This window comes from Paenarthrobacter sp. 10L412 (assembly GCF_056395565.1).
The window spans coordinates 40,881-52,696 of record NZ_JBFTJT010000010.1 but is presented as its reverse complement, the minus strand read 5'-3'; the positions used below and the strand labels follow the sequence as shown (position 1 = coordinate 52,696).

The window sequence follows — 11,816 nt, the reverse complement described above, 5'->3', positions numbered from 1 at the left end:
ATGAAACTTCTTGAGCAGCTCCCTGGTTCCACCCCCTCCAACCCGTTGGGTCCGGACGAGATCTATACACGGTTCGTTGAGTGGACAGAAGGCCGCGGCTTGCAGTTGTACGCCGCTCAGGACGAGGCCATCATGGAGCTCGCCTCCGGCGCCAACGTCATCCTGGCTACGCCCACGGGCTCGGGTAAATCGCTGGTCGCCATTGCAGCCCACTTCGAGGCCATGGCCCGTGGCCAACGCAGTTACTACACCGCCCCCATCAAGGCTTTGGTCTCGGAGAAGTTCTTCGCGCTCTGCGAGATCTTCGGCGCCGAAAACGTCGGCATGATTACCGGTGACTCGGGCGTAAACCAGGATGCGCCGATTATTTGCTGCACCGCCGAGATCCTGGCCAATATTGCCCTCCGCGAGGGAGCTTCCGCGGAACTTGGCGCTGTGATCATGGATGAATTCCACTTCTACTCCGATCCCCAGCGCGGATGGGCCTGGCAGGTTCCCCTGCTTGAACTCCCCCAGGCCCAGTTCCTGCTCATGTCCGCGACGCTGGGCGACGTCAGCCGTTTCGAAGCCGGCCTCACTGAGCTCACCGGGCGGCCCACCACCACCGTCAGCTCTGCGGAGCGTCCGATTCCACTGGATTACTACTATCACCTCACGCCGGTCCACGAGACCCTGGAAGAACTGCTCTCCACCAAGCAGGTCCCCGTCTACGTTGTGCACTTCAGCCAGGCAGAAGCGATCGAGCGTGCCCAGAACCTGATGAGCATCAATATGTGCAGTCGGGCAGAAAAGGACCGCATCGCAGAGCTCATCGCAGGCTTCCGGTTCGCCGCGGGCTTCGGAAAGACACTCAACCGGCTGGTCCGCCATGGCATCGGCGTGCATCACGCCGGCATGCTGCCCAAGTACCGCCGCTTGGTGGAGCAACTGGCACAAGCCGGGCTCCTGAAGGTCATCTGCGGCACTGACACCCTGGGCGTCGGCATCAACGTGCCCATCCGCACGGTTCTGTTGACGGCCTTGAGTAAATACGACGGCGTACGCACCCGGGTGCTCAACCCGCGTGAGTTCCACCAAATTGCCGGCCGGGCTGGTCGCGCAGGATACGATACCGCCGGCACCGTGGTGGTTCAGGCTCCGGATCACGTAGTGGAGAATGCCAAGGCCATGGCAAAGGCCACGGCAAAGTTCGGCGACGACCAGAAGAAGCTTCGCCAAGTGGTCAAGAAGAAGCCACCGGAAGGTTTCGTTTCCTGGGGTGAATCAACCTTCAAGCGGCTGGTGGAGTCGGTTCCGGAGCCCCTTACGTCGAGTTTCACGGTCACCCACGCGATGCTCCTTAACCTTATGGAACGCCCCGGAGATCCTTTCCAGGCGACCCGGCGCTTACTCAGCGAAAACCACGAGACCCGCCCGGCGCAGTTGAAACTCATGAAGAAGGCGTTGGGCATTTACCGCGAACTGCTGGCCGCGGGTGTGGTTGAACGCATTCCTGAAGATGAACAACAATCCGAAGGCCGTTCTGTCCGCTTGACGGTCCACTTGCAGGCCAACTTCGCCCTCAACCAGCCGCTTTCGCCGTTTGCGCTTGCCGCGCTGGAACTGTTGGATCCAGAGTCGCCGTCCTACGCGCTGGACGTTGTTTCGGTGATCGAGGCCACGTTGGAGAAGCCGCGCCAGATTCTCTCTGCGCAGCAGAAGAAGGCCCGTGGCGAGGCGGTTGCCGCCATGAAGGCTGACGGCATCGAATATGACCAGCGCATGGCCATGCTCGACGACGTGACGTACCCGATGCCCTTGGCCGAGATTCTCGGTGAAGCCTTCGAGGTGTACCGAAAGGCTGCCCCATGGGTGGGCGACTTCGAGTTGGCGCCTAAATCCATCATCCGCGACATGTATGAACGTGCCATGAACTTCGGAGAGTTCGTGCAGTTCTACGGCTTGGCCCGCTCCGAAGGCATTGTCCTGCGCTACTTGGCGGATGGATTCCGTGCACTCAGACAGACCGTGCCCCAGGACTTGCTGCGCGAGGATCTTGAAGACCTCATCGCCTGGCTGGGTGAACTTGTCCGGCAAGTGGACTCCAGCCTCCTTGATGAGTGGGAGGAGCTCACCTCAGGGCTTACGCCAACACCGCATGACGCTCCCCCGCCACCGCCGCCGCTTTTGACCACGAACATCAGGGCTTTCCGGGTCATGGTCCGGAACGAAATGTTCCGCAGGGTGGAGCTCTTCGCGGACGAAGACTCTGCCGCCCTGGGTGAGCTGGACGCCGACGCCGGCTGGGACGCCGAACGCTGGGAAGAGGTTCTGGACGACTACTTCGATGAACACGATGACATCGGCACGGGCCCCGATGCCCGAGGCCCCGGATTGCTCATCATCACCGAAGAACCCGGCACGTGGCGGGTCCGCCAGATCTTCGATGACCCCGCCGGAAACCACGACTGGGGCATCTCCGCCGAAGTGGACCTCGCGGCTTCCGATGAGACGGGCACCGCGGTGGTTCGCGTGACGAACGTCAATCGGCTCTAAGCCAATCCCCTGAGGGCCATACGGCAATAAGCCAATCCGCTGAGTGTCAAACGGCTGAAGGAGGCCTCCCATGGAATCCGTCCCCGATCTCGGCAGCAGCTTGCGGGCGCTGAAGATAATGAGCGCACAACCTACAGCTCCTTGGACCGGATCGCGACGATGGTGGGCCTCCGGAGATGGCGTCCCTGCACTGGACGTGGAAGGCCTGGCTTTGGGCGCGGTGCGGGCTGCAGCTACGGCCCTGAACGCCTTGACGGGAACGACGCACAGGTATTCGGTGGCCGCCGGACCCACGGCCACTGCGTTCGATTCCCTGGGGCACCTGCGCGTAGGTGGCCAGAAACCTGAAGGGTTCGCTCCCTTGTCCGGTTTTCGAAGAACAGCTGACGGCTGGATCCGCCTTCACGCCAACTATCCACACCACGCGGCCCGGCTTATGGAGGCGGTCTCGGCCAGCGAACCTGTCGATGTGGACCGCGCATTACTGGCCATGACGTCTTTGGAAGCCGAAGACCTTATTGCCGGCAACAGCGGCGTAGCTGCGGCCGTCCGTACCAGGGAAGAGTGGGCAGCCGCTCCTATGTTTGAAGCGGCCAGTGAAGGGCCGTGGATCAGTTTCGGCCACCTGGGACCATCCACGGAACCAAGCCGCCCGTCGTCGTGGGTTCCTTCCGCGGTTCCAGACCGCCCTTTGGCAGGTCTCAAAGTCCTTGACCTGACCCGCGTCATTGCCGGCCCGGTGGCAACCCGGCTCCTTGGCGCCCTGGGCGCGGACGTCCTCCGGATAGACCCTGCGCACCTTCCGGAGCTGACAGACGCCTTCATTGACTCAGGCTTTGACAAGCGCAGCGCCGAAGCAGACTTCCGGAATCCGGACGATCTGGCTGCGGTCATGGGCCTCCTGGAGACGGCAGACGTGGTGGTCATGGGGTATCGCGACGGCGGGCTGGATCGTTTTGGATTGACCCCTGACGCGCTGCTGCTGCGCCGCGCCGATCTCGTAGTAGTGGCGTTGAGCGCATGGGGCCACGGAGGTCCCTGGCAGCGGCGACGTGGCTTTGACAGCCTGGTGCAGGCAGCGTGCGGCATAGCTGACCGATATGGCCATTTCGACGACGGCGGGTGGAGGCCCGGCGCGCTGCCGGTGCAGGCACTGGATCACGCCACGGGTTATGGCCTTGCGGCGGCCGTGTTCGCTTTGCTGACCCAGCGACTGGGTACGGGGCGTGGCGGAACGGCGCGGCTTTCGCTGGCCCGGACAGCGGAAGAGCTACTTCTCCCTCCGACGGGCACTGGGACTGACGTCGAGCTGCCGGCGCCCGACTACCACGAGGTAGACAGTCCGTACGGCCGTCTCCGGTACGTCGGCCCGCCCATCACGGTGGATGGTGTTCCCATTGCTTATCAAGAACCGCCTGTCACGTACGGTTCCTCCGCACTACGTTGGCGGTAGGCGGTCCGGCCCCTAGTAAGCTCGGAAGCATGAGTGTAATCCGCCCTGCCACCGTTGAAGACGTTCCCACAATACTGCGCATGATCCACGATCTTGCGATCTACGAAAAGGAACCCGACGCCGTCAGGAATACCCCGGAGCTGCTGACCGAGGCGTTGTTCGGAGAGAACCCGCGGGTGTACGCGAGCATGGCCTGTAATGCTGCTGGTACAGTGCAGGGCTTTGCCCTGTGGTTCCTGAATTACTCAACGTGGGAAGGTGTTCACGGCATCTACCTGGAAGACCTCTACGTCGTTCCGGACGCGCGAGGCGAGGGCCACGGCAAAGCGCTTCTGCAGCATCTGGCCGCGACCGCCGTCGAACGCGGCTATGCCCGGGTGGAATGGAGCGTCCTGGACTGGAACGAACCGTCCATCAAGTTCTATAAGAACCTTGGCGCCTTCCCCATGGAGGAGTGGTCTACGTTCAGGCTGACCGGCGAGGCGCTGGAAACGTTCGGGGCAGGTGCCAGCAACGGTAACAAGGCTCTTGCCCATGGCTGAAATGCGAGCCTTGACCGACGCTCACCGCATCCGCGCCCGGCACGAATTCCGAGGCCTCCGAACCGCCGAGCACTACTTCACGGTCCCCCTGGACCATGGTTCGGCTAAATCCGCCATGGATGACCAGACCACCGGCGAAACAATCACTGTGTTCGCACGGGAGTATTCCTCCACCGATCACTCAGAGGAGGAGGCCGCCAAACTTCCATGGTTGCTGTTCCTCCAAGGAGGACCTGGCGGGCGCGGGAACCGCGTCACGTCCCTTTCAGGGTGGATGAAGGCAGCGGCCAAGGATTTTCGGATCCTGATGCTGGACCAGCGCGGCACAGGCCTTTCCACACCTGTGGAGCGACAATCCTTGGCGCTCCGCGGTGACGCCGCAGCCCAGGCTGACTACCTGACGCACTTCCGGGCCGATTCGATCGTGGCCGACGCCGAGTTCATCCGCCATGCTTTGGATTCCGGACCATGGTCAGTGCTGGGCCAGAGCTTTGGTGGATTCTGCGCGTTGACCTATTTGTCCTTCGCCCCGAAAGGGCTGCGGGAGGTCCTCATCACTGGAGGACTTGCTCCGCTGCACGGCCCCGCCGAGCGCGTGTACCGTGCCACTTTCCGGCGGGTGGCGGAGCGGAACGCGGAGTACTTCGCCTGGTATCCGGAAGACCGCGAAACTGTCACCAGGATCGTCCGCCACCTCGAACAGCATGAGGAATTCCTGGCCAGCGGAGAACGGCTGACGCCCGAGCGGTTCCAGATGGTGGGATCGTTCCTTGGCGGCAACACCCGGGTGGACTCCCTGCACTACCTCCTCGAGGACGCTTTCATCGAAACACCTTTGGGTGAACGCCTGTCGGAGGTGTTCCTGGAGCAAGTGCGGAGCCTCGTGAGTCGCGCAGGGAATCCCTTGTACGCGGTCCTCCACGAATCGATCTACGGGCAGGGCGAGGCCACGGACTGGGCAGCGTGGCGCGTGCTGGAAGAATTCCCGGAGTTCAAGCCCGGAGCAGAGACACCCCTGCTCACGGGAGAAATGGTCTATCCCTGGTACTTCGAACAGGATCCGGCACTGATCCCGCTCCACAACGTAGCCGCCTTGCTGGCTGCCAAGTCGGACTGGTGTCCCCTGTACGACCACCAGCAGTTGGCGGTCAACAAGGTTCCAGTAGCAGCCGCCGTCTACAAGGACGACATCTACGTGGACCGTGACCTCTCAATGGAAACCGCCGCGGCAGTCCGTGGGCTTCAAACCTGGGTCACGGACGACTTCCACCATGACGGCATAGGGGAAGACGGCGAAGGCATCTTTGGGCGGCTCTTCGGGCTGGTGCGGGGTTCCCGCTAACCCCACGCGTTCCGTACAGGGGGATTGTTCCTACACGGGGATTGAACGGCGCACCCGGGCCGCGGTGACGGCTGTTAAGGCCAGCATTACGGCGGCCAGCACGCCGGCGGCTATGTTCAGCCCTTCATAGCCGAGCCAGGCGAGGACAAGTCCGGACGTAGCGCCGCCCGTTGCACCCGCTGCGCCCATGAGCGTATCGGAAACGCCCTGCACGGTTACCCTCTGTTCTCCGGCGACGCTCTCCGCAAGGAGGGTGGATCCTGCGATGGTCGCGGCGGACCATCCAAGGCCGAGGATGATCAGCCCAGTGGTGACCAGCACGGGTTCTTGCTGGCCGATTCCAGCGATCAGCACTGCCACCAGCAGAAGCCCGTGGCCCATGGCGATGGTCTGGATGCGGCCGGCTTTGTCAGTCAGCCAACCCCATAGTGGGGACAGGGCGAACATGCCGGCGATATGCAGCGAGATGGTCAGCCCAATGACAACCAGGGCGTCGGTGCTGTCAGTTGTTCCGCCGTGATGGCCTGCGTGTGAAGTGCCTACCAGCTGTTGCAGGTGCAAGGGGGTCATGGACATTATGGCCACCATGACGCCGTGGGCAGCGACCACGGCTGCAAGCGCAAGGATGGCCCGGGGCGAGGAACGAACAGCCTGAAGGCCGGAGCGGATAGTGCCCCTGACGGGGAGGGTCCCCGTGCCTGCGGACTCCGAGGCCAACCGCCGGGCCAGCAGCAACGGGTCGGGCCGCAAACCGGCAAAGAGCAGCGCCGCCGCCAAGAACAGACCTGCGGCCGAGAAGACGAAAGGCCCGGCAATGGGCGGCAGGCCCAACGCAGCCCCCACTGCGGCGCCGGGCTGGATGAGGTTTGGACCGGCCACAGCACCAATAGTGATTGCCCAGACAACGGTGGACAGTGACCTGCCGCGGTGCTCAGCGCGGGCGAGGTCGACGGCGGCGAACCTCGCTTGAAGGTTGGCGGCTGTACCAAGGCCGAGAAAACCGGCAGCGAGCAGGAGCAGCGGGAAAGACTCACCCACCACGGATGCCATCACCAGGAGCGCCCCGATCATGGCAGCCACCAGGCCGGAGACGAGGCCCACCCGGCGTCCCCGAGCTTCCGCAAGCCGTGCCAGCGGTAGTGCGGACAGGGCTGCCGCCAGGGTCAGCACAGTAGTGATCGATCCTGCCCACGCCTCGGATCCGGACAGATCCACGGCCAGGAGCGATCCAATGGACAACGTGGCGCCATTGCCGATTCCGCTGAGGAGCTGGGCCGAGCTGAGCAGGAAAACAGTACGGCGCTGAACCCGTTGGGGGTCCAGCGCCGTAGTAGAAGTGGTAGTCACTTCACGAGACTACAACTTTCACAGCCCGGTTACTCTGCTTCGCTCAAGCTCTTCTTCGCGTCCTCTTCCAGCCGCGCGTCCAGCTTGGACTGGCGGGCCGCCGGGCTGAGCAAGCTGGCAACGACTGCTACCACGATCGTGCCGATAATGACCGCCAACGAAACGAAGGTGGGAATCTCCGGAGCCCACTCGATGTGGTGGCCGTTGTTGATGAAGGGAAGCTCGTTGACGTGCATAGCGTGCAGGACGAGCTTGATGCCAATGAAGGCAAGAATGACTGACAGGGCGTGCTTCAAGTAGATCAGGCGGCTCATCAGTCCACCCAGCAGGAAGTACAGCTGGCGCAGGCCCATGAGCGCGAAGATGTTGGCCGTGAAGACGATGAAGGCACTCTGGGTCAGGCCGAAGATCGCGGGAATGGAGTCCACCGCGAACAGGAGGTCGGTCATGCCGATGGTCACGAAGACGATCAGCATCGGGGTGAAGACCTTCTTGCCGTTTACCGTGGTCCGCAGCTTGCCGCCGTCGAACTTTTCAGACATCGGCAGGACCTTGCGCAGCCGCGCAACCAGCGGGTTCTCGGCGCCTTCTTCTTCGTCTTCACCGGAATCCGTGGCCTGCTTCCAGGCAGTCCACAGCAGGAATGCGCCGAAGATGTAGAAGATCCAGCTGAACTGCTCGATGACTACCGCGCCCAAGGCGATGAAAATACCGCGGAGGACCAGTGCGATGATGATGCCCACCATCAGCACTTCCTGCTGGTATTTCCGGGGCACGGAGAAGCGGGCCATGATGATGATGAAGACGAACAGGTTGTCGATGCTCAGGCTGTATTCAGTAACCCAGCCGGCGACGAACTGGCTGCCGTATTCGGGGCCGGTGAAGTAGAACATGGCACCGGCAAAGACCAATGCCAAGGCAACGTAGAAGGCGACCCAGAGGCCGGCTTCCTTCATTGATGGTTCGTGGGGACGCTTGACCACCAGGAGGAGGTCGATGAGCAAGATGATACCGAGGGCGACGAACGAGCCGACCTCAAACCAGATTGGAAGCTCCATTAATGTGGGCCTTTCGCAGGGTACGGGAAAGCGGTGTAAGTCTCTCCGGCCTGCCAGTGCGGTGAATGCACATTCAGCGGCCCACTAAGTCCGGCGAGGCATCTGTGCCTTGCGTGCTGACGGACGTAGCGCTTGGGATACTCCCCTACGTGACCATAACCTTACCTTAGGCGTGCCCTGCGGACTGCATTTGACGCAATTCCCGCTTCAACTCCCCCACTTCGTCACGGATTCGGGCGGCGACCTCGAACTGCAGCTCGGCAGCGGCCCCGTGCATCTGTTCCGTGAGTTGTTCGATGAGGCCAACCAGGTCCTCCGCGGGAGCCGCGGCCAGCCCGTCCTTCCGGACGGTGGCTGCACCCTTGCTGCCCGAGGCGCGTTTGGCTCCCTTGGCCAGCCTGTTGTTGTTCAGGAGCTCCTGGGTATCGGCATCTTCCCGTGCCAGCTGGTCCGTGATATCAGCGATCTTCTTCCGAAGCGGCTGGGGGTCAACGCCGTTGTCGGTGTTGTACTTGACCTGGATGGCGCGACGCCGGTTGGTTTCCTCGATGGCGTGGGCCATGGAGTCCGTGATCCTGTCCGCGTACATGTGGACCTGGCCGGACACGTTTCGGGCGGCGCGGCCAATCGTCTGGATGAGGGACGTAGAGGAACGGAGGAAGCCTTCCTTGTCCGCATCCAGGATGCTGACCAGCGAGACTTCAGGCAGGTCCAGGCCTTCACGCAGGAGGTTGATGCCGACCAGGACGTCAAAGACACCCATCCTGAGCTCGCGCAGCAGCTCAACCCGGCGAAGAGTATCGACGTCGGAGTGGAGGTACTGGACTTTGACGCCGTGGCCCAGGAGGTAGTCCGTGAGGTCTTCGGCCATCCGCTTGGTCAAGGTGGTGACCAGGACGCGTTCATCCCGTTCAGTGCGTTGGCGGATTTCGCCCAGGAGATCATCGATCTGGCCCTTGGTGGGCTTCACGATCACCTCGGGATCGATGAGTCCAGTGGGCCGGATGATCTGCTGGACAGTGCCGTCTGCCTTCCCGAGCTCGTACTTGCCGGGCGTGGCCGACAAGTAAACGGTCTGGCCGATGCGTTCAAGGAACTCGTCCCACTTCAAAGGCCTGTTGTCCATGGCGGAGGGCAGCCGGAACCCGTGGTCCACCAGTGTGCGCTTGCGGGACATGTCCCCTTCGTACATCGCGCCAATCTGTGGGACGGTGACGTGGGATTCGTCGATGACCAGGAGGAAGTCGTCAGGGAAGTAGTCCAGCAGGCAGTGCGGTGCGGTACCGCCTGCCCGGCCGTCGATGTGCCGGGAGTAATTCTCGATGCCGTTGCAGAAACCCATCTGCTGCATCATTTCGAGATCGTAGGTGGTCCGCATCCGCAGGCGCTGGGCTTCCACCAGCTTGTTCTGGCTCTCCAGTACCTTCAGGCGTTCGGCGAGTTCATCTTCAATGGCTGTGATCGCACGGCCCATTCGTTCCGGGCCGGCCACATAGTGGGAAGCCGGGAAGACGTACATCTCGGTTTCCTCGCGGATAACCTCGCCGGTGACCGGATGCAGCGTGTAGATGTTCTCGATTTCGTCGCCGAAAAATTCGATTCTGAGTGCGAGTTCCTCGTACATGGGAATGATCTCTACAGTGTCACCACGGACGCGGAAGGTGCCCCGGTGGAAGTCCATGTCATTGCGCGCGTACTGCATGGAAACGAACTTGCGAAGGAGGTGATCCCGGTTCATTTCGGCGCCCTTGGTGAGCGTCACCATGCCCGCGATGTACTCTTCGGGTGTTCCCAGGCCGTAGATACAGGAGACTGTGGCTACTACGATGACGTCGCGCCGGGTCAGCAGCGCGTTGGTGGCCGAGTGCCGAAGTCGCTCGACTTCCTCATTGACCGAGGAGTCCTTTTCGATGAAGGTGTCCGTCTGGGGTACGTACGCTTCCGGCTGGTAGTAGTCGTAGTACGAGACGAAGTACTCCACTGCATTGTTGGGCAGGAGTTCCCTGAACTCGTTGGCCAGCTGGGCTGCCAGGGTCTTGTTTTGAACCATGACCAGCGTGGGACGCTGCACCTGCTCAATAAGCCAGGCTGTGGTGGCGCTCTTGCCCGTACCAGTAGCGCCGAGAAGGACGACATCCTTCTCGCCGTTGTTGATGCGTTCTGTCAGTTCCGCAATGGCTGCAGGCTGGTCGCCGGCGGGTTTGTAATCGCTGACGACTTCGAAGGGCGCGACGACACGGTTGATCTCCTGGGCAAGACTCATGACACCAATCTACCCCCGCACCCCGACAGTTATTGTCCGGATTTATGTCCCGCTGCAACGGAAGAATACGACGGCGGTTGCCAGCCGGTGCGGCTTGCCCACTCATCCATCAGCGGCCAGGCCACATCCGTGAACCAGGGTTCTTTGGCATCGGCGTAGGCAGCGGTGCCGGGGTCAGTGGCATGCTGTGCAGCAAGCTGGCGCTTGTGCGCCTCATACAGGGCAACGGCAGAAGGTTCCGCCCTCAACCAGTCACGGAACAGCAGGGCGTATCTCCAGCCGGGCGAGCCGGCAACGCGCACATGCAGGTTCGTCGGGCGTCCCGGATCCGCGTTGGCATGGAAGCGCTTCTGCCATTGGGCTGGATCAGGTTCCGACGGCTTCGGGGTGTCAGCGAAAACGCCGGGAACACGTGGGTATCCTGCTGCGGCCAGACGCGGTGCAATGCGATCCGCCACCTCAAGGTCGGCAACAGTCACTTGCAGGTCTATGACATCCTTGGCGGCCAATCCGGGCACGGACGTTGACCCAATATGGTCCACGGCAAGGATGTCCTCCGGTGCTGCCGCCTGGATGCGCGAGGAGAGCCGGGCCGCTTGCAGGCCCCAGTCCTTTCTGGAGGAGGAGAGGACAGCACCTTCTGTCCGCCTGGCACGAACACCCCGCCGGCAACTGTCCGCGAAAGGCACCAGTCGCCCAAACCATAAGGCATCCACTGTGGCGAGCAGTTCCTCCCGGCTGCCGGAATTGTCCAGGACGATGTCCGCTGCAGCGTTTCGTGCCTCCTGGCTGGCTTGGGCCGCCATTCGGGAACGGGCGTCCTCCAGGCTCATTCCGCGAAGACTCACCATCCGTTGGATCCGCACCTCATCGGGGGCATCCACCACAATGACCAGATGGAAGGCGCTCCCCTGCCCTGTCTCAACCAAAAGGGGAATGTCCTGGACCAGAATGTCCTCATCCGCGGCTTCGGCGACGATTGCCGCTGCTGACTCGCGGACCAACGGATGGATGATGCCATTGAGTACTTCCCGCCGCGAGGGATCCTGGAAAACTATGGCGCCAAGGGCGGGACGGTCCAGTTTCCCCTCAGGGTCCAGGATCCCCGGCCCGAAAGCCTCCACAACACGGGCAAGGCCCGGAGTTCCAGGCTCCACGACCTGCCTGGCGATGAGGTCAGCATCAATGAGCAGGGCGCCCAACTCTTGCAACCTGGCCGCCACCAGCGATTTTCCTGAGGCGATGCCGCCCGTCAGCCCGATCTTCAACACCCCTC

General features: G+C 62.3%; 8 protein-coding genes. 4 read left to right on the top strand and 4 right to left on the bottom strand.

Annotation, left to right across the window (positions count from 1 at the left end):
- The 4 genes from AC1DD7_RS14890 to AC1DD7_RS14875 all read left to right on the top strand — a co-directional run bounded on the left by AC1DD7_RS14890 (window position 1) and on the right by AC1DD7_RS14875 (window position 5,872).
- Window positions 1-2,535, top strand: coding sequence for a DEAD/DEAH box helicase (locus AC1DD7_RS14890; RefSeq protein WP_477515602.1), 2,535 nt, complete (start codon window positions 1-3; stop codon window positions 2,533-2,535).
- A 70-nt stretch (window positions 2,536-2,605) separates the two neighbouring features.
- Entirely contained in the window at window positions 2,606-3,988 is a 1,383-nt protein-coding gene (locus tag AC1DD7_RS14885; protein ID WP_477515601.1) for a CoA transferase, read from the top strand.
- Between the two features lie 29 nt (window positions 3,989-4,017).
- A complete protein-coding gene (locus tag AC1DD7_RS14880; RefSeq protein WP_477515600.1) occupies window positions 4,018-4,530 on the top strand; it encodes an N-acetyltransferase family protein in 513 nt (170 codons plus the stop codon).
- Window positions 4,523-5,872 (top strand): alpha/beta fold hydrolase, encoded by a 1,350-nt coding sequence (locus tag AC1DD7_RS14875; protein ID WP_477515599.1) that lies wholly within the window; start codon window positions 4,523-4,525, stop codon window positions 5,870-5,872. Before AC1DD7_RS14880 ends, AC1DD7_RS14875 begins: the two co-directional genes overlap by 8 nt.
- Before the next feature lie 30 nt (window positions 5,873-5,902).
- Here the strand turns inward: AC1DD7_RS14875 and AC1DD7_RS14870 are convergent, their stop codons facing one another.
- From AC1DD7_RS14870 to coaE, 4 genes are all read right to left on the bottom strand, one after another.
- Complete coding sequence (locus AC1DD7_RS14870; protein WP_477515598.1) at window positions 5,903-7,219, bottom strand: MFS transporter; 1,317 nt, start codon at window positions 7,217-7,219, stop codon at window positions 5,903-5,905.
- A gap of 29 nt (window positions 7,220-7,248) precedes the next feature.
- Complete coding sequence (locus AC1DD7_RS14865) at window positions 7,249-8,277, bottom strand: TerC family protein (RefSeq protein ID WP_477515597.1); 1,029 nt, start codon at window positions 8,275-8,277, stop codon at window positions 7,249-7,251.
- A gap of 166 nt (window positions 8,278-8,443) precedes the next feature.
- Window positions 8,444-10,540, bottom strand: coding sequence for an excinuclease ABC subunit UvrB (gene uvrB / locus AC1DD7_RS14860; protein WP_477515596.1), 2,097 nt, complete (start codon window positions 10,538-10,540; stop codon window positions 8,444-8,446).
- Between the two features lie 29 nt (window positions 10,541-10,569).
- Window positions 10,570-11,811: a dephospho-CoA kinase gene (gene coaE / locus AC1DD7_RS14855; protein ID WP_477515595.1), complete on the bottom strand. Its 1,242-nt coding sequence runs from the start codon at window positions 11,809-11,811 to the stop codon at window positions 10,570-10,572.
- Between the last annotated feature and the right edge of the window lie 5 nt (window positions 11,812-11,816).